This window comes from Haloarcula ordinaria (assembly GCF_029338275.1).
Taxonomy (GTDB): domain Archaea; phylum Halobacteriota; class Halobacteria; order Halobacteriales; family Haloarculaceae; genus Haloarcula; species Haloarcula ordinaria.
On record NZ_CP119789.1, the window covers coordinates 580397 to 603427 of the forward strand.

The window sequence follows — 23031 nt, forward strand, 5'->3', positions numbered from 1 at the left end:
GTGGCGAGACCGAGCGAAAATAGTCGCCTCACCGACGGTTTCGGAACGTCGTGTCCGCAGTCCGTCGATTACGCGTCGACGTCGACGTCCGCCGGGGCGTCGGCGAGCAGGTCGGCGGCGGTCACCAGGGATTCGAGTTCGAGGTCGTGCGCCGCGAGGTTCGCCTGGGCGCCCTCCTGGCGGTCGACGACGACGAGGACGCGGTCGACGACGGCGCCGGCCTCCCGGAGCGCCTCGGCGGCGTCGACGGCGCTCTGCCCGGTGGTGGCGATGTCCTCGATGATCACGACCGCCTCGCCCTCGTGCAGTTCACCCTCGATCCGGTTACCGGTGCCGTACTCCTTGGCCTGCTTGCGCGCGATGACGTATGGCAGCCCGGTCTCGACGCTGGTGACGGCGACGAGCGGGACGGCCCCGAGCGCGACGCCCGCGAGTTTCGTCTCCCCGACCCGGTCGGCGAACGCCTCGGCGATGAGTTCCAGGCACCGTGGGTCCGTCTCGAAGACGTACTTGTCGACGTAGTAGTTCGAGGTGCCGCCGTGGGAGAGCTCGAACTCGCCGAACTTCACGGCGTCTGCGTCCCGGAGCGCCTCGATGAGTTCGTCGTTTGCCATACACGCCAGTCGTCGACCCCGGGGCAAATAGCCATTGGAATCGTCGACGCCCGGCGGCCCGGCGGGATGGCGACATTCATAAGCCGGTCGGCGATAGATGACTGCTCGAATGCACGTCTTCGGTTCGAGCGGCGTTCGGGGGGTCGCTGGGGAGACCATGACGCCCGGGTTCGTCCTGCAGATCGCACAGGCGACCGGCAGCGTCTGGGCCGACGACTACGACCGGGTCGCCGTCGGTCGGGACACGCGGACGACGGGGCGGACCTTGGCCAACGCCGCCGTCAGCGGGCTGACCAGCCTCGGGCTCGACGTCGACCGGGTCGGCGTCGTCCCGACGCCCGGCCTGCAGGCCTACTGCAGTCGAAACGAGGTCCCGGGACTGATGGTGACCGCGAGTCACAACCCGCCGGCCTACAACGGCGTCAAGGTCGTCGGCGCCGACGGCGTCGGCCTCACGCGCGACGCGCTGAACCGCATCGAGACGGCGCTCGACGACGCGGTGGCCCACGTCGGCTGGGCCGAGACCGGGACGGACCGGACCGTCGAATCGGCCCGGCGGACCTACCGCGAGGCGGTCGTCGCGGCCGTCGATGCCGAGCGCATCGCCGCCGCCGACCTCACCGTCGTCGTCGACCCCGGCCACGGCGCGGGGTCGCTGGTCAGTCCAGACCTCTTTCGCGAACTGGGCTGTACGGTCCACACCGTCCACGCCCAGCCGGATGGCCACTTCCCGGGGCGGAACCCCGAACCGGTCCCGGAGAACCTGGCGGACCTGCGGGCGTACGTCGAGTCGACGGGCGCGGACCTCGGCATCGCCCACGACGGGGACGCCGACCGCGCGATGTTCGTCGACGAGACCGGGACTCACGTCCCCGGGGAGAGCTCGCTCGCGGCGCTCGCGGCGGCCGAGCTCGAACCGGGCGACACCGTGGTGTCCGCGGTCAACGCCTCACAGCGCCTCGTCGACGCCGCGGAGGCCGCCGACGCCGACCTCTCGCTGTCGCCCATCGGGTCGACCAACATCGTCAGTCGCATCCGGGCGCTCGAGGAGGCCGGCGAGACGGTCCCCGTCGCCGGCGAGGGGAACGGCGGGCTGTTCTTCCCGCGGTATCGCATCGCACGGGACGGCGCGTACACCGCCGCCCGGTTCTGCGAGCTGGTCGCCGTGACGCCCGCGAGCGAACTGGTCGAACCGTACAGCGACTACCACACCGTCAGACGCGGCCTCGAGTACGACGACGAGGCCGAGCGCGAGGCGATGCTCGACCGCGTCGAGGCCTACGCCACCGACGCCGACGCCGACATCGATACGACCGACGGGTGGCGACTGGACTACGGCGACGCCTGGGTGCTGGCCCGCCCCTCGGGGACCGAACCCATCGTCCGGGTGTACGCCGAGGCCCGGGACGTCGACCGGGCCGCGTCGCTGGCGGACGAGCTCGTCGACGTGGCTCGGTCGTAACCGGCACCCGGTCGTCCGGCCGCCGGTCACAGCCCGCCGTACTCCTCCAGCGCCCGCTCGATAGCGTCGCGCTCCTCGCGAGCGGCCGCCAGGTCGCGCTCGACGGCCCCGCTGGCGACGCGCTCGCGCTCGGTCTCTGAGAGCTGGTCGCGGGCGAGCGCGCTGTCCCGGAGAGTCGCGTAGTCGTCCCGGCGGGTGAGTGCACGGACCGCACGGAGGCGGGCGACGACCGATTCGTCGGCGAAGCCGACGACGACCGACTGGTAGGCCCGGGTGGTCCAGGCGAGGTGGTCGGCCGGTGGCGGCGGCCACTCGACAGTCACCGGCCCGGCGTCGAGCCGTTCGAGGTACGTCTGGCGGGTCGCCACCGCTCGCTTGAGCGCGGCCGTGTCCGCGACGTAGTGGTCGAGTTTCGACGCCGAGTAGTCGGCGTACTCGAGCAGTTTCGGGATGGGTGCCTCGCCGGCCTCGTGGGTCCGGACGTACTCGAGCAGCTCGTCGGGCGGCGACTGGAACGAGACCAGCGGGTAGGCGTCGGCACGCTGAATCCGCTCCAGGACCTCGCGGGCCGACTGCTCGCTGCGGAACGTCCGGAACGCCTCACCGACGGCCTCGTTGTACGTCTCGATGGGCCCCTGCAGCTCCTCGACCGGGGCGTCCAGGTCGGCGTCGCCTAGTCGCACGAGTCGTTCGAGGTCCGCGATTCGCGACTCGACGTCGTCCAGCCGCCGCCGCGCGTCCCGCCGCGCCGCGATGTAGGCCTCGCGGGCCGCCTCAAGGTCGTCGAGTCGCGAGACGAGGTCGCCGACCGGTTCGAGGTCACGTCGCGCGCGCTCGAAGTCGGAGTCCGTGAGCCGGCGCTGCTGGAGGTCGTCGTCGACGGCCTCGAACGTCTCGCGCTTCGGGACGTCGTCGTCCAGGTCGGTCGTCAGCGTGGCGACGGCGCCCTGGAACTCCGTGAACGCCTGGAAGTTCCCGCTCCCCGTCGCGGTGTCCTCGTAGCGGTCGAGCAGGTCTCGGAACCGCCGATAGGCGTCACGACAGGCCTCCAGGCGCTCCTGGCCGACGTCGTCGACGCGTTCGCTGGCCGTCTCGTACTCGCGTGCGGCGGCCGCCAGGTCGCGGACGGCGTCGGGCTCACTCATCGGTTCAGTAGACGTCGTCGGGGTCGAACACCCGTTCGCCGACGGTCGCACCGTCGACGGTCCGGTAGAAACACGACTCGTAGCCGGTGTGACAGGCGCCGCCGGACTGGTCGACGAGATAGAGCAGGGCGTCGCCGTCGCAGTCGACGCGGACCTCCGCTATCTCCTGGGTGTGACCGCTCGTGCCGCCCTTCTTCCAGAGTTCGTCGCGGCTCCGCGAGTAGTAGTGCGCGTAGCCGGTCTCACGGGTCCGTTCGAGCGCCTCCTCGGTGACGTAGGCGAGCATCAGCACCTCGCCGGAGTCGGCGTCCTGGGCGACGGCGGGGATGTACTCCTGCTCGTCGAACGCGAGGTCCACGTCGGTCATACTCGGTCGGAAGCCCGTCCGGAAGATAGGTCTTGTGACAGGGACAGGAGGGGTGTGAGATTCAGCTAACTTGAATGTGAACAGCCAGAAAGCCCCACCCGAAGCTGGGTGGTCAGCCGGACTGGGGGCTTTCTGGCTCTCCGAACCGATAGCTGCTACACGAAACAGTCCTGCGATGGGCGTGGCTACTTGTACCTCCGCTCACGACTACGGGTATGGCCCCATCGCACGTCCTCGTCCCGCTGGACGGGTCGCCGCTGGCCGACGAGGCGCTCGTCCACGCACTCGAGACGTTCGACTGTCGCGTGACGGTACTGAACGTGGTCACGCCGCTGGACGGGGGGATGAGCGAGGGCGGCGTCCTCGGTGCCGACGAGAGTCGCGAAGAGAGCGCACGCGCCCGGGCGGACAGACTCGTCGAGCGCGCCGAACGACAGGCGGCCGACGCCGACCGGAGCGTCGAGACGGCCGTCGAGACCGGCGACCCCGCCGAGACCATCCTCGAGTTCGTCGACGCAAACGACGTCGACCAGGTCGTGATGGGCGGCCACGGCGGGGAGCGCCACGAGATAGCGCGGCGACTCCTCGGGACCGTCGCGACCAGCGTCGTCAGCGAGGCGCCGGTGACGGTGACGGTGGTCCGCTGACGCCGGCTCAAGATATGCCCAGGACCGTCGAGAACACGCGGTAGAGGCCGAATCCGACGGCGACGCTCGTGACCAGTGTGATGACCCAAAAGCCCAGCGTCACGCCTATCTTCCGCCGCGAGACGCCCGCCGACCCGCCGGCGAGGCCGCCGCCGATGACGCCGGAGATGATGATGTTGTTGAACGAGATAGGGATGCCCAGCGCGATGGCCAGCTGCGCGATGATGAAGCCGGGCACGAGTGCGGCGATGGAGCGCCGGACGCCGAGCTGTGCGTACTCCCGGGAAGTGGCCTGGAGGAGGCGCGGCGCGCCCATCCACGCACCGCCGAGGATGCCGGCGGCACCGATTCCCAGCAGCACGAGCGCCGGCGCGCCCAGTTCGGCCCGGTAGAGGTTCTCGAGGGGACCGGTCGCCAGGCCGACCTGGCTCCCGCCGCTGGAGAAGGCGACGACGCTGCCAAGCACGACCAGGAACGTCTTGATGCCGCGGTCGACCGAGTCCTGGGTCCGCCGGCGGATGAACACGAAGCTGGCGGCCGCGAGCAGGAGCGTCGCGGCGACGACGACGGGTTCGACGCCCCCGACGGAGGGGGCGGGCAGCACCATCGTCGCAGCGCCGGCCAGCGAGTTCTGCGTGGCCCCCGGTGGCGAGGGGATGACGCTCAGCTGGACGTTCGCGACGATACCGCCGACGACGGCCGCCAACAGGGGGACGCCGACGGTCTCCGGGATGTCGTCGCGGCGCAGGAGCGTCGCAGTGAGGTAGGCCAGTCCACCAGAGACGGGGGGCACCAGCACCCAGAACAGCCCGATGCGCTGGTACGTCTCGTAGACCGGCGTGCCGCCCAGCGAGAGGCCGACGCCGACCATCGCGCCGGTCGTCGCGAACGCCGCCGGTACGGGATAGCCGGTGTAGACGCCGAAGGCCATGAACAGCGTCGCCGTCAACAGACCGGCGGTCGCCGCGAGCGACGTAATCGTGGCGTCGCCGATGAGCCCCGCACCCACCGTCTCGGAGATGCTGCCGCCCTGCGTGAGCGCGCCGGCGGCCGCGAGGATACCGATGAGGAAGGCGGCCCGCATCGTCGAGATGGCGTTCGCACCGATAGCGGGGGCGAACGGCGGCGAGTTGCTGTTGGCACCCAGCGCCCACGCCGTCACCAGTCCGGTGACTGTCGCGAGGGCCACGAGCACCCAGAAGACGACGTCGACCACCGTCGGGTCAGGCCTCCCCGCGTGGTCCGGTCTCGGTCATTGCCGGCGGTTCACGCGCGGCAGGGATAAGGGTTCGCGCGCGGGACGGCGTCCGCGCTCTGGATTTCGCCACTCAGTAGCCAAGCGGGTCGCGAACGAGGACCAGCGCGGCGTCCAGGTCGTCGACGACCTTGTTCGTGCCGGGGACAAACCGGGGGTTCTCGACGGCCGCGTCGAGTTCGTCGTCTGCGTGCGGGCTGGTGAGTCACTCGAACAAGCGGGTCGTTGTGCGACCTGAAGCGCTCACAGCCACACGCGCACTCGACTACGGCGCTCAGGGCTAGCCGAACACTCATGTGCGACGGCGACGCACACCGAGCTATCGAATGTCCCGACGGTACGACCACGCACAGGTCCAGGAGTACTGGCAGCACGTCTGGGAGCGCGAGGGCGTCTACGACTGTCCCGACGACGCCACGGACCCGACCTACGTCCTGGGGATGTTCCCCTACACGTCGGGGTCGCTGCACATGGGCCACATCCGGAACTACGCCATCACGGACGCCTACGCTCGCTACCGGCGGATGGCCGGCGACGACGTCCTGCACCCGATGGGCTGGGACGCCTTCGGCCTCCCGGCGGAGAACGCGGCCTACGAGCGCGACACGGACCCCGAGTCGTGGACTCGCAGTTGCATCAGCCGGATGCGCGCGGACCTCCGGGAGATGGGCTTCGGGTACGACTGGTCGCGGGAGATAACGACCTGCGACCCGGAGTACTACCGGTGGAACCAGTGGCTGTTCACCCGCTTCTACGACGAGGGGCTCGTCGAGTACGGCGCGGCGACGGTCAACTGGTGTCCGGACTGCGAGACGGTGCTGGCCGACGCGCAGGTCGAGACGAGCACGGACGACGGGAGCCACGACCGCCGGCACGACCACTCGCACGCCCACGTCCAGGGCGTCTGCTGGCGCTGTGGCACCGACGTCGAGCAGCGCGACTTGGACCAGTGGTTCTTCACCATCACCGACTACGCCGAGGAGCTGTACGACGGGCTCGACGACCTCGAGGGGTGGCCCGAGGGAGTCAGGGACAGCCAGCGCAACTGGATCGGGCGCACGACGGGGTCGCGGGTCGCCTTCGACGTGACCGGTGACGGCGTCGACGCGTCCGTCGAGGCGTTCACGACGCGACTCGATACGGTGTACGGCGCGACCTACCTGGCGCTCTCGCCCGGCCACGACCTCGCACGCGAGGCCGCGGCGGCCGACGACGGGGTGGCCGAGTACGTCGAGTCGGTCGCCGCCACCGACGACGCGGGACGCAGCGGCGTCGAGACGGACCTCACCGCGACCCACCCGTTCACCGGCGAGACGCTGCCGGTGTACGTCGCCGCCTACGTCTTAGACGACGTGGGCACGGGCGCGGTCATGGGCGTGCCCGCGCACAACGAGCGGGACCACGCCTTCGCCACCGAGCACGGCCTGCCGGTCGAACAGGTCGTCGAACCCGTCGACGGCAGCGGGACCGGTCTGCCCGACGACCCCTTCACCGACGACGGAATGTTGACCGACAGCGGCGCGTACGACGGCCTGGCGAGCACGGCCGCCCGCGAGCGCCTGCTGGACCACGACGCCGCCGAGTCGGCGACGACCTACCGCCTGCGGGACTGGCTCATCTCCCGGCAGCGCTACTGGGGGACGCCGATTCCGGTCGTCCACTGCGAGGACTGTGGACACGTGCCGGTCCCCGACGAGGACCTGCCCGTCGAGCTGCCCGAGTACGTCCAGACGACGGGGAACCCCCTGGACTCCGCCGAGGAGTGGAAACAGACGGAGTGTCCCGACTGCGGCGCGCCCGCCGAGCGCGAGACGGACACGATGGACACGTTCGTCGACTCCTCGTGGTACTTCCTGCGGTACCTCAGCCCCCACTTCGAGGACGCCCCCTTCGACCAGACGGTGGCCGACGAGTGGCTCCCGGTGGACGTCTACGTCGGCGGGGAGGAACACGCCGTGCTTCACCTCCTCTATATCCGCTTTTTCACCCGTGCGCTGGCCGACATCGGTCTGCTCTCCCGCCGCGAGCCCGTCGAGCGGCTCATCAACCAGGGGACGGTGCTCCACAGCGGCGAGAAGATGTCCAAGTCGAAGGGCAACGACATCGCACCACACGAGTACGGCGCCGAGACGACCCGGTTGTTCGTCCTCTCGGCGGCCCACCCCAACCAGGACTTCGAGTGGACGGTCAAGGACGTCTCTGCAGTGTACGACTTCCAGCAGACGCTGTACGACCTCGTCAGCGAGTACGCCGACGGCATCGAGGCCCGCACCGAGAGCGAGCCCCACGACGCGTACCTCGAACGCGAGATCGACCGCACCATCGCCGCCGTCACCGACGAGTACGAGCGGTTCCGGTTCCACCGCGTCGTCGGCGAACTGCAGCGCTTCGCCAGCCTCCTCCGGAGATACGCGAGCTACGACACGCCCTATCGGTTCGCCTACAGCCGCGCGCTGCGGACCATCGCCGCGCTGGTCGCGCCCATCGCGCCCTACCTCGGCGAGGAGCTGTGGCACCTGCTCGACGAGGAGGGGCTGGTGTCGACGGCGCGCTGGCCCGAGGCGCTGCGCGACGTCTCCGAGTACCGCATCGAGCGTGAACTCGTCCGCCGGACGCTCGGGGACGTCCGGGACATCACCGAAGTTGTCGACATCGACGACCCCGAGCAGATCGAGGTGGTCGTCGCCGAGGACTGGAAGTACCGGGCCTACGAGATCGCCCGCGCGGCCGAAGGGAATGAGGCCGCGGACCGAGCGAGCGGTGAAACCGCGAGCCGCGCTTCCGACCCCGACAGCGCCATCGTCGGCGAAATCATGGCCGAGGAGGATATCAAGGCCCACGGCGACGCGGCCGCCGACTACGCCGGCTCGCTGGCCGAGGACGGCGCGGGGCTCGAGCCCATCGTCGACGGCGAGCGCGAGCTCGACGTGTTAGAGCAGGCGGCCTGGCTGTTCACCGAGGAGTTCGGCGCCGAGGTGTCCGTGCGGCGGGCGAGCGAGGGCGACGACCTGGCCGCGAAGGCCCGGCCGAACAAGCCCGCCATCCACATCTCCTAGAAGGGGAGCGGGAACGGAATCGAGCCGTGGGTGTAGCCCTCGACGCGGCCGTCGGGGCGGTACCGGAAGACCACGAGCGGCTGGTAGCCGACCTCGGGTCGCTCGCCGGCGAGCCGTCGCCACTCGTCGTCCGCGAAGGAGGTGGCGTCGACCACCAGGACGGCACCGGGGTGGGCCGCGAGCTGGTCGCGGGTCTTGGCGTCGCCGGAGGCTTTCACCGCGGCGACGGCGGTGTTGACCTGTCGGCGCGCCGGAGGCCGGGGCCGGGTCACCTCGACGAGCGTGTCCTCGACCCGGAAGTCGATGGCGTGGCCCGAGCCAAGCTGGACCTCGGGCTCGAAGTCATTGCCGGCGTCGGCGAGCAGTTTGGCGACGTTGAACTCGCCCATCGTCGCCTGCATCCGCGAGAGGTCGAACCCCTGGCTGGTCCCGAGCTTGCTCGCCATCGTGTAGCGGTAGTCGTCTAAGACGCCCGTCCCGAGGAAGTCGTCGTAGAACCGGAGTCCCTCGTCGCGCGTCGCGTCGGGGAAGCCACCGGCGTGGTCGTCGAAGAAGGTCCGGGTCGAGTCCCGGCCGTCCTTCGAGAGGAAGACGGGGAGGAAGAAGTGCGCGACGTGTTCGTAGTCGGTCAGCCACGGGTCTTCGACTTCCAGCTGCGCGAGCAGCTCCCGTTCGCCCCACTCCGCGATGGGGTCGCTCGTCTCCTCGAAGGTGTACTTCTCGGTGCGCCACAGCGTCTCGGGGGTCTCGGTGTTGCCCATCCAGTAGGCCTCCTGGCCGTTCCAGGCGAACAGGGCGAGGTCGCCGTTGTCCATCTCCAGCCGGCAGGCGGCCCACCCCTCCGGCGGGGCGAACCACGGGCCGTTCATCGTCGCGCCGAACCGGTCTTGCAGGGGTGAGAGGAGGTCACGCTGGACGCGGTCTTCGCTCCAGCGTTCGGTCGAGTGTCGGAATCGTAAGGGACCAGCCACGATAGAGGGTAGTCGGTCAGCGCTTTTGTGCGTTCCGCACCGCGTGACACGCCGTGACTGGGTCGCCACGTGCCCGCGGGCGCGTCTCGTGGCGCGATTGGAACGACCGTTACATTGATACCGCGTACCACGCTAGTTGGGGTGTGGTAACCTATGTCGATGGGAGCGTACGACGACGACGAACACGAACGCCGTGAGCGCAAGAACAACGAGGTCGACCTCTCGGAGGACGACGACCGGACAGCGTATCACGGAACCGTGACCTACGACGGCGACGAGTCCACCGAGGAGCTGTTAGACCAGTTCAAGCAGATCAACTCGGAGCAGTAGCGGCCGTTCTCGACCTGAGCCGCAACAACGCCACCGAGGCGGCCGTGACGACCGTCACGGCGGCGACGTGGGCGAGGAGTGCCGCGAGCAAGACCGGCTGGTCGAGCACGAACGGGACGAGGACGAGCTGCAGGACGCCGAAGCCCCAGGTCTCGATGTCGGCACGCTGGAAGACGCGGGCCGTCTCCGGGTCGAACCGATAGCGGAACGACCGCCAGAGGCCGGTGACGGTGGCCCACCATCCGGTTCCGATGCGGTAACTGACGTCCCAGAGCACCAGCAGGAGGAGGTAGACGACCAGCACCGGCGGTTCCTCGCCGAACAGCGTGGTCACCAGCGGCGAACTGCTGGTCTGTGGGTCGAAGACGAACAGGTGCGAGATGATGGCGACGTAGGCCAGCACCGAGAGGACCACCTCCATGTTCGAGGAGAAGAGGAGCGCGCGGTAGGTCTGTGGGACGTCGATGCGGCGGATGAGCGTGCTGATACGGAGCATCTCGACGCTGCCGACGGTGGCGACGAACACCACCACCGTCGCCGCGATGGCGGCGTTCCAGGTGTCGTAGTACCACGACAGCCCGATGATGGCGGTCTCGAAGACGAACAGCTGGATGGCGACCGCCGCCCACGTGGGTAGTCGGATGCCGGGCAGCGCGCCGACGATGCTCTCGTACACCCACGTCTCGCCGTAGTCGGGGCGGGGCGCGTCGCCGCTCATCGTTCCGTCCCGTCGTCCCCGGATGGCTGGGGGCTGTGGGGGGGACGCCGCTCGGCAGTGGCTCGTTCGATTGCCGTCTCGAACGGCGTCGGGTCGGCCGGCACGAGATCCCGGACGGGGTCGTGCCACACCGGGTGGCGGCGGTCGCGGCCCGCAGCGAGAAGCGTGGAGCGGCGAGTGCGCTCGGCGGACCCCGTCGCACCGGTGACCAGCGCGTGCATATCTACCATGGACGGCGGCACGGTGTTAAAACACTCCCCTCTACCGCACGGGCGACAGACCGCCCGAGAGAGCGCTCACTCCCACCCGGGGGTCGACGGTGCACCGGCCGCGTCCTCGACGTCCGCGGCGACGGTCGGAGGCGGTGCGCTGGTTCCACGGGCACCCGCCTCGGCTGTCCACGTGTCGATCGCGCGGCCAGCCCAGGAGTCGGCCTCGAGCACGGCCGTCCGGATTTCCTCGTACCGGGCGTCGTTGACCGCGAGCGTCCCCGGGCTGGCGGCCGCCGCGACGCCGACGAACTCCGCGCGGTCGGCGGCCGTCGGCTCGCTGTCCCGGAACCGCGCGACGCTGTCGGCCACCCGGTCCGGGTCGGGGTGGGCGAACACCTTGCTCCCGATAGCCCCCGGGCCGAAGCGCGGTTCGACGTCGGGCGCGGTGTCGTCGAGGAGCCGGTGGCCGCCGTGGACGCGTTCGACCCGCTCGCACTCCGTCTCGACGTCGAGCAGGAGGTTCTCGCCGGGATACTGGGAGCAGGTCTGTGGATACAGGTCGTCGCCGTGGATGCGACACTGCAGGGTCGCGGGGTCGAGGAACACGCAGGCGGGGAGCCACGTCGAGTCGGCGTCGAACGGCGCGACGGGTTTGGGCGGTTTCCGCAGGCCGACGAAGAAGACGGGGCGGCCCTGGATGGCCGCGACGTCGACGCCGCCGAGCGTGACACTCCGGTCGTCGGTGGCCCGCCAGAGTCGGGGTCGGAGCGCGTCGCCGTAGCCCGCCGCGACGAACGCGCGGACCTCGTCGCGAGTCAGCGGGACCAGGTTGTACGTGTCGTCCAGCGGGTCGAACGGGCCGCGGCGCTCGTGGTCGATGTCGGCGTCGGTGAGCGAGCGCCAGTCGACGCAACAACCGGCACAGCCCTCACAGTCGACCTCCATGGCATGTTGTTCGGTAGCGAATGACAAAAAGGAAAGGCCTTAGCCGCGGTCTCCGCTAGAGAGACCATGGCCAAACAGCCCTGTGACGGGTGTGGGACGTCGGTGTCCATCGGCGGCGGCATCGCCAACCTCTGGTCGCTCACCAAGGACCCCACCGAGGGCATCATCCTCGAGCTCGCCGACGGCACCGAGCACTTCCTCTGTTACGACTGCATCGACCAGCTACCCGACGACCGCGAGGTCACCGAGGGCGACGTGGCCGACCTCCCGAGCGCCGAGTAGCGATAGAAACTGGTTTGCCCGCCAGTCGGCTAGCCGCACGCGTGACCCTGGTCGGCATCGACGACACGGACTCCCGCGAGCGCGGGATGTGTACCACCTACGCCGCCAGCCGACTGGCCGACGAGATTCGGGGAGCGGGCGGGCGCGTCGAGCGCGTGCTCCTCGTGCGACTCAATCCCGCCGTCGAGCACAAGACACGCGGGAACGCCGCGCTGGCGGTCCACACGGACCTCGACCCCAACCAGGCGCGTCGCCTCGCCGTCGACGTGTTAGACCTCGCCGAGACGGACGACCCACAGACGAATCCGGGGGCGGTAGTCGCCGACTGCAAACCAGCCGCCGTCCCCGAGGCGGTGGCGCAGTTCGCCCGCGACACCGTCCGGACGATACAGGACCCGACGACGGCGATGACGCTCGCGGACACGATGGGCTACGCCCGCATCGAGCGCGGCAACGGCCGGGGACTCGTCGGGGCGCTGGCCGCCGTCGGTGCCTGGGCGGCCTTCGACGACTGGACCTACGAACACATCGCCTACCGCGAGCGCGAGCGCTGGGGGACCGAACGCGCTGTCGACACCGAGAGCGTCTTCCAGGCCGCCGACGAGGCCTATCCGGCAGTCTGGGACACCGTCGACCACGCGTCGGGCTACCCGGTCTGCGTGCCGCGGACGCCCTGTCCCGTCCTCTACGGCATCCGTGGCGACGACCCCGAGGCCTGCCGGCAGGTCGCCGCGACCATCGAGAGCGAACCCGTCGCCGAGGCGAGGACGTTCGTCACCAACCAGGGGACCGACGTCCACCTCCAGGACGCCGCCGTCGCAGACGTCGTCGACGACCGGGCCTATCGCGTCACCGGCGAGGTGGTGACCGTCCCCGAGACGCGTGAGGGGGGGCACGTCTTCGTCGAAATCGCCGACGGCGGGGAGCGGCTCCACTGCGCCGCGTTCGAGCCGACCAAGGGATTCCGCGACCGGGTCCGGGCGCTCCGGGTCGGCGACCGTATCACCGCCTGTGGCGAGGTGAGCGACGGGACGCTGAAACTGGAGAAGGTCGCGGTCCGCGGACTGGTGACGACCGAACTCGTCACGCCCACGTGTCCCGAGTGTGGCCGGTCGATGTCCTCGGCCGGGCGCGACCAGGGGTACCGGTGTCGGGACTGTTCGACCCGCGCCGACGGGAGAGTCGAGCGTCCGCTCGAGCGCGACGTCGAACGCGGGTGGTACGAGGTGCCGCCGGTGGCCCGCCGACACATCGCCAAACCGCTCGTCCGCGGCGGGTTCGACGGAGCGACCCACCCCGAACGCTGAGGGACGCAGGGCCGAACAAAGTTACGCGGGTGCGAGTACGTTTGGTACCACTTACCGCGATAACGAGTCTGTTACAGTAACCCTTCGACGAGTACTACCACCGTGACAGCTCCGGCGACGCGAGCGGCGGGGGCGAATCAGCGCGCGTGAGGCCGGACGCGCGGCGCCCCGGAGTCCGCCAGTTCGCACACACGAATCCGATCAGTGACAACAACAGGAACACGCCGACAGACGAGCCCGGGACCGGAACCGAGACGCCAATCGCCCGAGAACCGTCCGCTCAGCCTACATTATGAAGGGACAGAATTAACAACACTCGTAGGTAAGGCCATCCATGTCCGACGATGACAAGGGTGGCGCCGACGCCGGCTCGGCCCCGTTGACCGACGGGACGAGCCGCCACCAGTCGCTGGCGCGGCACGCGTCCACCCCTGTCCCCACGAGCGCGGTTACCGAGCTGGTCGTCGACGGGTCGACGGCCAGCGAGCAGTCCGTCTCGTCCCCCAGCGGTGACGCCACGATCACGTTCGAGCTCGTCGACGGCCGACCGTTCTACAGCGTCTCGTATCGCGGTCGCACACCCGTCGCACCCTCCACGCTCGGGTTCGAGTTCGCCCACCAGCCGGACCTCCTCGAGGGGTTCGAGGTGACGGGTGCCGAGCGGACCACGAGCGACACCATCTGGGAGCCCGTCTGGGGCGAACACGCGTCGATTCGCGACCACTACAACGAGCTGACCGTCGGCCTCGAACACGCCTCCGGCCAGCACCTCAACCTCACGTTCCGGGCCTACGACGACGGGGTCGCGTTCCGGTACGTGATTCCTTCCGACGCCGGGATGGACGGGTTCACCGTCACCGCCGAGCGGACGGGCTTCGACTTCGCCGGCGACTTCAGCACCTGGTGGATTCCGAACAACTGGAACAACTACGAGTACGTCTATCAGAACACGCCGCTCTCGGAGGCCGGCTACGACTACGGCAACCACGACAAGACCTCCGACGTCGACGGCATGAACACGCCGCTGACGATGCGCGTCGACGACGACTGCTACATGGCCATCCACGAGGCGGCGCTGACCGACTGGGCCGAGATGACGCTGACGCGGTACCACGACCAGCCCACGCGGTTCGAGTCCGACCTGGTCCCGTACCCCGACTACGTGCGCCGGGTCGTCGGCGTCGCGCCCCACGCCTCGCCGTGGCGGACGTTCACCTTCGGCGAGCGGCCGGGCGACCTGCTCGAATCGACCCTGACCCTGAACCTCAACGAGCCCTGTGCCTACGAGGACACCGACTGGATCGAGCCCCAGAAGTACTGCGGCGTCTGGTGGGAGATCCACATCGGGAAGACCACCTGGGAGCCCGGCCCGAACGTCGGCGCGACCACCGAGAACGTCAAGGAGTACATCGATTTCGCCGCCGAACACGGCATCGAGAACGTGTTCGCCGAGGGGTGGAACTCCGGGTGGGGAGACGGCGACAACAAGCCCGACGACGGCCCCTTCGGCTGGGAGGACATGCTGTTTACCGAGACCCACGACCGCTTCGACTTCGAAGGGGTCACCGAGTACGCAACGGAGCAGGGCGTCAGCTTCATGGCCCACAACGAGACGGGGTCGAACGTCGCCGGCCTCGACCGCTTCTCCTACGAGTCCCAGCTCGAAGACGCCTTCCAGCTGTACGCCGAGGCCGGCATCCGAGCGGTGAAGACCGGCTACGTCAACGAGGACGGCGTGTACATGGACGACTCCGGGGTCAGGTACCACCACCACTCCCAGCCGGTCATCAACCACTACGACCACGTCGTCCGGACGGCCGCGAAGTACCACCTGATGATAAACAACCACGAGCCGGTCAAGCCGACGGGCAAGCGCCGCACCTACCCGAACTTCATGACCCGCGAAGGGGTCTCCGGGATGGAGTACCAGAACTTCCGGGGCGGCGGGAACCCGCCGAGCCACACGCCGAGTCTGGCCTTCACCCGGATGCTCGCCGGCCCCGTCGACTACAACACCGGTATCTTCAACCTGACCTACCGGGAGTACACCGGAACGCGGGTCAACAACACCCGGGCCCGGGAACTCGCCCAGCTGGTCATCTTCCACAGCGGCCTCCAGATGGTGACCGACCGGCCGGAGAACTACGACTTCGACCGCGAGGCCTTCGAGTTCGTGAAAGCGGTCCCGGTCGACTGGGACGAGACACGGGTGCTGACCGGCGACATCGGCCAGCACGTCACCATCGCCCGCCGCTCGGGCGAGGACTGGTGGCTCGGCACTGCCGTCGCCGACCCCGAGTGGGTCCCCATCGAACTGGACTTCCTCTCTGGCACCTACGACGCCCACGTCTACCAGGACGGCTACAAGGCGACGACCTACGGCTACGAGTCGGCGGTCGACGTCCAGCACTTCGAGATCGAGGGCGGCGACACCCTGTGGGCACCGCTCCCCCACGGCGGCGGCCAGGCGGTCCACCTGACGCCGGCGACGGGCGACCTGCGCCCCATCCCGGGCCACTACGAGACGTTCTCGTCGGCCCCAGAGCACGACGTGGCCTACGACGCCGCCGAGTTCACCATCGAGACGGCCGGCGAGGGGTTGTGGGGCGGCACCGACGACTACACCGTCGTCTACGAACCCGACGCGGTGGGGCCCGACGGTCGGGTCGAAGCCGCCGTTACGAGCCAGGCCGGGACCGACCCGGCCGCCCGGTCGGGCGTCGTCCTGCGCAACGACGTCACCGGGACCGGCGAGTCGCTGGGCTACGTCGCGCTCGTCGTGACGCCGGACCTCGGCGTCCACCTGCAGTGGGACGGGAACGACGACGGCCACATCGACCGCGCGGTCGGTGCGTTCGGGTCGACGCCGGTGCGCCTCCGCCTGGAGCGCGACGGGGCGACCTTCGAGGGGCTGTACAGCACCGACGGCGGCACCACCTGGGACTCGGTCGGGACCTGTACCGTCGAGTCGGCCGCCGAGCGACAGGACGCCGCGCTCGTCCACAGCGCCAGTACGGCGGAGGGCGGGCGAGCGACGTTCGACGACTTCCGGGTCGACGACCGCATCCCGATGACCCGGCCGCTCCCCGACGGGCTGACGGCATTCGACACCAGCGGCGCGGAGTTCGGCCTCGACCAGAACGGCGAGACGCTCCATATCAACGCCGCCGGCCGCGACGTCTGGACCGACGACGACGAGTACGGTGCCATCGTCGACCCCGACAGCCTCGCTGACGGCGGGTCGGTCGTCGCCAGGGTGACCGGCCAGGAGGACAGTCACGACTGGGCCAAAGCCGGTATCATGGTCCGCAACGACGCGACGGACGCCGGGCGCTCCGGCGGATACGCCGCGCTGTCGGTGACGCCGTTCAACGGCCTCCAGTTCGCCTGGGACGCTGACGGCGACGGCTACCTCGACAGCGACGAACGCGACGCCGAGACGTACGCGCCGCTCTGGCTCCGCATCGAGCGCGACGGGGCCACGTTCACCGGGTCGTACAGCAAGGACGGCGAAGACTGGACGGCCCTGGGCAGCGTCGAACTGACGGACGCCGACCCGCGCCAGGACGCGGCCGTGTTCACCTGCTCGCACACCAACTCGAAGGGCATCGCCGAGTTCGACGAGTTCACCGTCGGGTAGCGACCACGCCGCGCCGGTTTATCGCAGTTTTCGTGGACTTATCACGACGTGGTGCCACCTCCCGTCGATGAGCGTTCGCGCGATGTTCAACGAGATTCCGTTCGTCGAGGAGCTGGGCATAGAGATGACCGCCGCAGCGGACGGCCACGCCGAGGCACACCTCCCGCTGCGCGACGAGCACTCCTCGAACCCCTACTCGCGAATCGCCCACGGCGGCGTCACGTACTCGCTGGCCGACACCGTCGGTGGGGCGGCCGTCGTCTCCGTCTCGGGGACCATCTCGCCGACGGTCGACATGCGCATGGACTACCTCGCGCCGGCGACCGACGACCTGCGGGCCGAGGCCGACGTCGTCAGGAACGGGGGGAGCGTCGCCGTCGTCGACGTCGAGGTGTACGACGACGACGGGCACCACGTGGCCAGCGCTCGCGGGACGTACAAGACAGACGGCGAGCGCGGCGAGTCGCCCTGGACCGAGGGGGTCGACGAGGCCGAGATGGCGACGTTACAGAACGACTGAGTCAGCCGGTTCCGACGAGCTCCATCCCGTCTCTGACCGAGTCGCGCCGCCCCAGTAGGGTCACCATATCGCCCTCCTGGATGACGTAGTCCGCCGTCGGGACGTCCGCGTTGTCGTGGCCCTCGCCGCTGACCAGCGCGACGAGACACGCCTCGGGGAGCATCGGCCCGACTTCACGGATCGACTTCCCGACGATGTCGGGGTTGGTCACCGCCACCTCCTGGACGTCGCCGACGCGACCGACGTCGGTCATCCAGTGGGCGATGGCGGGCCGCTCGATCTGGTTGTCGATGGCCCACGCCGTCGCCATCGCCGAGGAGATGGTCCGCACGCCGAGGTCCTCGAAGGCCTCGACGTTGTCGGGGTTGTTCGCGCGGGCGATGACGCGGTCGACGCCGAACTTCGAGCTCGCCAGCTGCGAGACCAGCAAGTTCACGTCGTCGTCACCAGTGGCGGCGATGACGGTCTTGGCGTTCTCGGCGCCCGCCGACCGCAACACGTCCGTGTCGGTCCCGTCACCGATCTCGACGGTGTACCCCTCGTTCCGCGCTCGTTCGACGACCTGTTCGTCCTGTTCGATGATGACGACGTTCTCGCCTCGGTCTTCGAGGCGCTCGGCGAGCGCTCGGCCCACCTTGCCGCCGCCGACGATGATGAGTCGCATTGGTATCACGTCCAGTTGTTCCGCGAGGAATCGCGCGAGGCCGCCCTCGAAGAGCGCCGTGGCGAAGATGACCAGGAAGACGGTCCCCAGCAGAATCTCCGCCTGCGTGCTCAGCGCCGCGGCCTCGGCGAGCAGTTGCGTGGCCTCCTCGCCGCTCGCGTTGGCCGCCTCCGTCCGCAGTTCCGCCGCCACGTTGTTCAGCTCGACGGCGAAGAGCGTCGCGACCGACGCCGGGATGATACCCCTCGGGCCGACGAAGCTGACGAAGAGCTTCTCGTTGGTAGTAAAACGGTCGCCGACCGTCGAGACGAACACCAGGAACGGCCGGATGACCAGCGCGACGGCGAAGACGACGACGAGGCCGGGGATGCCGACCCGCATCAGCGCCGCCAGGTCGAGCTGGGCCGCCAGCGCGATGAAGACGAAAGAGAGCACCAACAGCGTGATGTCGCCCTTGAACGACTCGATGTCCTCCTCGTATGGGTGGTCGATGTTCCCCAGCGCGATCCCGGCCGTCGCGGCGGCGGCGACGCCGGCCTCCGTCGCGATGGTGTTGGCCGCCGCGTACGCGACGAGCGCCCCGGCCAGCACCAGCAGTCGCGCGTTCCGCGGGGCGTCGCCCGGCGAGAGGTCGACGTACTGCAGCAGGTAGTAGAGGACGCCGGCGAGGACGAGCCCGACCAGCAGACCGGTGCCCAGTCGGAGCGCGAACGCCTGGAGCAGCCCCTCGCTCGACGCGACGGGGTTGACCGTCTCGAAGACGACGACGGCGATGATAGCCGCGGTGACGTCGTTGACGATGCCCTCCGTCTCTAAGGCCGTCGCGACCCGGTCCCGGACCGGTACCACGTTCAGGATGGGCGTGATGACCGTCGGCCCCGTGGCGACCAGCAGCGCACCGATGAGGACGGCGAGGTTCCAGTCGACACCGAAGGCGAACTTGACCGCAGTCGCCGTGCCGACGAGGGCGATGGCCGCCCCCAGCGTCACCAGGCGGAACGTCGCAGTCGGTGCCTCGCGGATGCGCTCGAAGCGGAGGTGGTAGGCCCCCTCGAAGACGATGATGGCCACGGCCAGGCCGACGATGGCCGACAGCGCGCCGCCGAACGTGGTGTCGGTGACGAGGCCGAGGCCGGGCTGGCCGATGAGGACGCCGACGAGCAGGTAGAAGATGATGCTCGGCACCCGGAGCCTGGCGGCGAGCAGCTGGGCGAGCACGCCCAGCCCGATGATACCGGCGACGAGTGGGATGAGCAGTTGCGAGCTACCGGCCACTGGTGTCCTCCATGTGTGCGGGCCAACGACCCCGTTGTTGATAAACGCGTCTACTGCGCCCAGTTGACGTCGGGTCCGAGGCGGGGCAGAGACCGGTGCGACAGGCCTGATGACTCGCCGAGAGGTTTTTTCTCCGGCCTGTCCTACGTGTCGACATGGACAGACGCGCGGTTCGAGACGCCGCAGCCGACGGGTGGGCAGTGCCGTGACGACCCTCACCGACCCAGTGAGCCTCGGCGGGCTGTCCCTCCCGAACCGGCTGTATCGCGCTCCCGTCCTCGAATGTGCTGGCAACGGCCCGGACGCCGTCGAGACGCTCGTGCGGGAGCTCGAACCGTCCGCCCAGTCGGGTGTTGGCCTCGTCTTTCAGGGGGCGAGCATCGTCACCGACCGGGGCGGCTGTGCCGCGCCGAACATGACCCGGGTCCACGACCCGTCGTTCGTCGCCGACCTCTCGCGGCTGACCGACGCGGTCCACGACGCCGGCGGGACAATCTTCGTCCAGCTGGCCCACGGCGGCCTCCGGAGCATGAGCACCTGGCACGCCGAGTACCGCGAGCGCCACCCCGACCAGCGCCAACTAGCGGTCTCGGAGCCGCCGTGGCAACTGCGGGCGCTGGACAGCGCGGGAATCATCTCGCTGAAACCCGACGTGCTCTCGACGGCCGAGGTGTGGGACCTGGCCGAGCAGTTCGGTCGCGTGGCCGGGTCCGTGGCCGACGCCGGCTACGACGGCATCCATCTCTCGGCGGCGAACATGAGCATCGTCCAGCAGTTCCTCTCGCCCTTCTACAACCGACGGGACGACGAGTTCGCCGACGGCGTCCGGTTCCTGGAGGCCATCCACGACGCCGTCCGCGAGCACGCGGGCGACGTCCCGCTGGTGACGAAGGTGCCGGCCGAGACCGTCGCGCCCAGTTTCGTTCGGCGGTATATCTCGCGCCCGGAGGCCGTCCGTATCGCCGAGCGCCTCGCCGACGTCGGCTACGACGCGCTCGTGCCGGTCGAGGTCTCGACGTTCTGGGACATGAGCATCGTCCGCGGGGCGTTCCCCGACCGAGCCTGGGCGGCAAGCGACCTGCAGGACGACTACGCGGCCGCGTTCGGGGGCCCGGTCCGCGCGCGAGCGGTCGAGCTGCTGAATCGACTACAGGCCCGGCGGTTCGGGCCCCGGGCTGGCTGGAACGCCGAGTTCTGTCGCGAGGTCCGCGAACGCGTCGACGTCCCGGTGTTGCTCGAGGGTGGCGTGCGGACGCGGGCAGACTGCGACCGGTTCCTGGGCGCGGGTGACGACCCGCCCGCCGCGGACATGGTCGGTATGGCCCGGCCCTTCTACGCCGAGCCGCGGCTCGGCGCTCGGCTGCTCGATGGCCACGACGCCCTCTGTGCGAGCTGTAACAACTGCACCGTCCCCCAGGTGACCGGCGAACCGGGCCGGTGCCGGACCCCCTCGGTCGTCCGAGAGCAAGCCCGGCTCGAACAGGAAGATGCCTACGAGCGAACGAAAACCGACTGAGACAGCGTGTCACACCCCGCCAGCGCAGAATAGTTGGACGGCCAACACGTAGTTTCATCGACTGAGAGCCTGAGAGAAAGGCTGATACGGTTCGGCCACCGAGCGTCGGCAAATGAGTGGCGAGATACAGTCGGACCGCGTCGCGGTGACCGTCGACGGGGCAGACGTCGACATCCACTACCGGACCGGCGGCGAGGGGCCGCCACTGGTCTTTCTGCACGGTATCGGGCTCGACGCCGCCACGGTGTCGTGGCGACACGCGCTCCCGGCACTTGCCGAAGACCGGACCGTCTACGCGCCCGACCTCCCTGGCCACGGCGAGAGCGACAAGCCCGACCGGGCGTACACCACCGATTACTACCTCGAAGCGGTCGACGCGTTCCTCGACGCCCTCGACGTCGAGCGGCCGGCGATGGCAGGCCTCTCGATGGGTGGCGCGCTCGCACTGGGCCACGCGCTCGACGGCGGCCCGGTCGAACGGCTCGTCCTCGTGGGCAGCTACGGCCTCGGTCGGGACGCCTACTGGCGGCAGGCGGCCAGCGGCGTCCTCCAGACGCCGTTCTTCGGGACCATGCTCTGGCAGGGCCTGAGCGCCTCGAAGCCCGCCATCCGGACGAGCCTGCGGAGCATGGGCGCCACCGAGCCCTCCCAGCAGCTGGTCGAGGACGTCGACTCGGCCGTCGACGCCCGAACCGTCCGGGCGATGCGCCGCTGGCAGCGCCACGAGTTCCAGCACAGCGGGTTCAGGACCGACTACTCGGACCGGTTAGACGAGATCGGCGTCCCGACGCTGATGGTCCACGGGCGCGCGGACCCCCTGTTGCCGACGCGCTGGTCGCGACAGGCGGGCGAGGCGCTCAGCGACGCTCAGGTCGAGATATTCGAGAACTGCGGTCACTGCCCACCCCGTGAGCGCCCCGAGCGGTTCAACCGGGCAGTGCGGTCGTTCTGTTAGTTCGGCAGGTCGTCGATGAGGACGACGGCTTCCCCGTCGATGACCACCGTGTCTTCCTTGACGACGCGCGTCGTCAGGCGGTACTGGTCGTCGCCGAGGTCCTCGACGATCTCACACTCGGCGGTGAGCCGGTCACCGATGCGGACCGGGTTGTGGAACTCGAGGTCCTGTGAGAGGTAGATGGTGAGGCCGGGCAGCCGGGCCAGCGCGGCGCTGATGAGGCTCCCGACGAGGGTCCCGTGGGCGATGCGCCCGCGGAACCGGGTCTGCTCCGCGAACTCGTCGTCGAGGTGGAGCGGGTTCGTGTCGCCGCTGGCGGCGGCGAACTGGCGGATGTCGTTCTCCGAGAGCGTCTTGGTGAACTCAGACTGGTCGCCGACGCCGAGGCGGTCCGGGTGGTCCGCCGACAGCGAGACGTGCCACTCCGGCAGGTCCTCGTTGGGTTCGATTCGGTCGACAGGTGCTACGTCCTCTCCCTCCCCGTGCTGGACCCCGAACGCGGCGAAGGCTGCCCGATTCGCCGCGACGACGCTGTTGAACATGTGTGAGGACGTCTCAGTCCAGGTGTCCAGCAGCGGGTTCCGATGAGATTCAGAACTCATTGGCCGATAAGTTAGGGGTCGGGCTATTAAACCTTGGTGATGGTTCATCGTCCTCGGCTGATACAAGCCGTCTATCCCGTGGAAACGGTTGTTTACCGTTCTCCCGGTAGACACGAAATCGAGTCTTAGCCGGGCGAGCGCCGTAAGATCGACCGTTCAGACCTTCCGCCGTCTGATGGTAACGAATGGTTTCAGATGGTATTCAGCGGAAGTTTTAAGTTCCTGAGGGGTATAGATGGTAGTACCGATGGCCGACGAGGACGACGGTCTGGCGTGGCCCCCGATGTTCCGGGGGATGCAACAGGCCAGCGAGCAGGCGATGGAACAGCAGCAGGAGATGATGAAGCAGTTGTTCGCTGGCGGTGGGATGCCGAGCTTCGATATGAATCAGCTCGGCGCGATGAGCCAGATGGCGACCTTCAAGACCCGCGTGCAGAGCGGCGGTCGCATCAGCATCCCCGACGCCGAGCGCGAGGCCCTCGACATCGAAGAGGGAGATATCGTCCAGGCAGTCGTCCTCCCGGTCAAGCGAACTTCACAGGAGTAAT

General features: G+C 69.2%; 21 protein-coding genes. 11 read left to right on the top strand and 10 right to left on the bottom strand.

The genetic code is table 11. From position 1 onward, the window contains the following. Positions 1-68 precede the first annotated feature (68 nt). On the bottom strand, positions 69-614 hold the full coding sequence (pyrE, locus tag P1L41_RS03065) for an orotate phosphoribosyltransferase (protein ID WP_276297404.1): 546 nt from the start codon (positions 612-614) through the stop codon (positions 69-71). A gap of 109 nt (positions 615-723) precedes the next feature. Between pyrE and glmM the strand changes: the two genes are divergently transcribed. Beyond that, entirely contained in the window at positions 724-2076 is a 1353-nt protein-coding gene (gene glmM, locus P1L41_RS03070) for a phosphoglucosamine mutase (protein WP_276298426.1), read from the top strand. A gap of 26 nt (positions 2077-2102) precedes the next feature. On the opposite strand, the gene P1L41_RS03075 is transcribed toward glmM, so the two are convergent. Both P1L41_RS03075 and hisI read right to left on the bottom strand, forming a co-directional pair. Next, positions 2103-3221, bottom strand: coding sequence for a DUF7118 family protein (locus P1L41_RS03075; protein ID WP_276297405.1), 1119 nt, complete (start codon positions 3219-3221; stop codon positions 2103-2105). A 4-nt stretch (positions 3222-3225) separates the two neighbouring features. After that, entirely contained in the window at positions 3226-3588 is a 363-nt protein-coding gene (gene hisI, locus P1L41_RS03080) for a phosphoribosyl-AMP cyclohydrolase (RefSeq protein WP_276297406.1), read from the bottom strand. A 215-nt stretch (positions 3589-3803) separates the two neighbouring features. On the opposite strand from hisI, the gene P1L41_RS03085 reads away from it, so the two are divergent. Continuing rightward, complete coding sequence (locus P1L41_RS03085) at positions 3804-4235, top strand: universal stress protein (RefSeq protein WP_276297407.1); 432 nt, start codon at positions 3804-3806, stop codon at positions 4233-4235. A gap of 7 nt (positions 4236-4242) precedes the next feature. Here the strand turns inward: P1L41_RS03085 and P1L41_RS03090 are convergent, their stop codons facing one another. Further along, the gene (locus tag P1L41_RS03090) at positions 4243-5451 is read right to left on the bottom strand and encodes an inorganic phosphate transporter (protein ID WP_276297408.1); all 1209 of its coding nucleotides are present in this window, start codon (positions 5449-5451) and stop codon (positions 4243-4245) included. Between the two features lie 365 nt (positions 5452-5816). On the opposite strand from P1L41_RS03090, the gene leuS reads away from it, so the two are divergent. Next, positions 5817-8546, top strand: coding sequence for a leucine--tRNA ligase (leuS, locus tag P1L41_RS03095; protein ID WP_276297409.1), 2730 nt, complete (start codon positions 5817-5819; stop codon positions 8544-8546). On the opposite strand, the gene P1L41_RS03100 is transcribed toward leuS, so the two are convergent. Next, complete coding sequence (locus P1L41_RS03100) at positions 8543-9517, bottom strand: DUF5784 family protein (RefSeq protein WP_276297410.1); 975 nt, start codon at positions 9515-9517, stop codon at positions 8543-8545. The two genes, leuS and P1L41_RS03100, sit on opposite strands and share 4 nt — an antisense overlap. A gap of 153 nt (positions 9518-9670) precedes the next feature. Between P1L41_RS03100 and P1L41_RS03105 the strand changes: the two genes are divergently transcribed. Next, positions 9671-9847, top strand: a complete 177-nt coding sequence (locus P1L41_RS03105; protein ID WP_276297411.1) for a DUF5786 family protein — start codon at positions 9671-9673, stop codon at positions 9845-9847. On the opposite strand, the gene P1L41_RS03110 is transcribed toward P1L41_RS03105, so the two are convergent. The 3 genes from P1L41_RS03110 to P1L41_RS03120 form a co-directional block, all read right to left on the bottom strand. Next, positions 9831-10565 carry a DUF7530 family protein gene (locus tag P1L41_RS03110; RefSeq protein ID WP_276297412.1) on the bottom strand — a complete coding sequence of 245 codons (735 nt, stop codon included), beginning with the start codon at positions 10563-10565 and terminating at the stop codon, positions 9831-9833. The genes P1L41_RS03105 and P1L41_RS03110 overlap by 17 nt on opposite strands. Beyond that, entirely contained in the window at positions 10562-10786 is a 225-nt protein-coding gene (locus P1L41_RS03115; RefSeq protein WP_276297413.1) for a hypothetical protein, read from the bottom strand. Before P1L41_RS03115 ends, P1L41_RS03110 begins: the two co-directional genes overlap by 4 nt. Positions 10787-10861: 75 nt before the next feature. Continuing rightward, positions 10862-11722 (bottom strand): YkgJ family cysteine cluster protein, encoded by an 861-nt coding sequence (locus P1L41_RS03120; RefSeq protein WP_276297414.1) that lies wholly within the window; start codon positions 11720-11722, stop codon positions 10862-10864. 66 nt (positions 11723-11788) lie between these two features. Between P1L41_RS03120 and P1L41_RS03125 the strand changes: the two genes are divergently transcribed. The 4 genes from P1L41_RS03125 to P1L41_RS03140 all read left to right on the top strand — a co-directional run bounded on the left by P1L41_RS03125 (position 11789) and on the right by P1L41_RS03140 (position 17471). Continuing rightward, positions 11789-12004 (top strand): DUF7561 family protein, encoded by a 216-nt coding sequence (locus P1L41_RS03125; RefSeq protein WP_276297415.1) that lies wholly within the window; start codon positions 11789-11791, stop codon positions 12002-12004. Positions 12005-12045: 41 nt separating this feature from the next. Then, a complete protein-coding gene (locus tag P1L41_RS03130; RefSeq protein WP_276297416.1) occupies positions 12046-13311 on the top strand; it encodes a tRNA(Ile)(2)-agmatinylcytidine synthase in 1266 nt (421 codons plus the stop codon). Positions 13312-13645: 334 nt separating this feature from the next. Then, on the top strand, positions 13646-16951 hold the full coding sequence (locus P1L41_RS03135) for a glycoside hydrolase family 97 N-terminal domain-containing protein (RefSeq protein WP_276297417.1): 3306 nt from the start codon (positions 13646-13648) through the stop codon (positions 16949-16951). A 67-nt stretch (positions 16952-17018) separates the two neighbouring features. Continuing rightward, positions 17019-17471 carry a PaaI family thioesterase gene (locus P1L41_RS03140; RefSeq protein WP_276297418.1) on the top strand — a complete coding sequence of 151 codons (453 nt, stop codon included), beginning with the start codon at positions 17019-17021 and terminating at the stop codon, positions 17469-17471. Between the two features lies 1 nt (position 17472). Here the strand turns inward: P1L41_RS03140 and P1L41_RS03145 are convergent, their stop codons facing one another. After that, on the bottom strand, positions 17473-19410 hold the full coding sequence (locus P1L41_RS03145; protein ID WP_276297419.1) for a cation:proton antiporter domain-containing protein: 1938 nt from the start codon (positions 19408-19410) through the stop codon (positions 17473-17475). 205 nt (positions 19411-19615) lie between these two features. Between P1L41_RS03145 and P1L41_RS03150 the strand changes: the two genes are divergently transcribed. Beyond that, positions 19616-20926 (top strand): oxidoreductase, encoded by a 1311-nt coding sequence (locus tag P1L41_RS03150; protein ID WP_276297420.1) that lies wholly within the window; start codon positions 19616-19618, stop codon positions 20924-20926. A 112-nt stretch (positions 20927-21038) separates the two neighbouring features. After that, positions 21039-21881, top strand: coding sequence for an alpha/beta fold hydrolase (locus tag P1L41_RS03155; RefSeq protein ID WP_276297421.1), 843 nt, complete (start codon positions 21039-21041; stop codon positions 21879-21881). Here the strand turns inward: P1L41_RS03155 and P1L41_RS03160 are convergent. Next, the gene (locus P1L41_RS03160) at positions 21878-22423 is read right to left on the bottom strand and encodes a MaoC family dehydratase (protein WP_276298427.1); all 546 of its coding nucleotides are present in this window, start codon (positions 22421-22423) and stop codon (positions 21878-21880) included. The two genes, P1L41_RS03155 and P1L41_RS03160, sit on opposite strands and share 4 nt — an antisense overlap. Positions 22424-22730: 307 nt before the next feature. Here P1L41_RS03160 and P1L41_RS03165 point away from each other — a divergent pair, with 307 nt between their 5' ends. Beyond that, positions 22731-23030 carry an AbrB/MazE/SpoVT family DNA-binding domain-containing protein gene (locus P1L41_RS03165; RefSeq protein ID WP_276297422.1) on the top strand — a complete coding sequence of 100 codons (300 nt, stop codon included), beginning with the start codon at positions 22731-22733 and terminating at the stop codon, positions 23028-23030. The last annotated feature ends 1 nt before the right edge of the window (position 23031 follow it).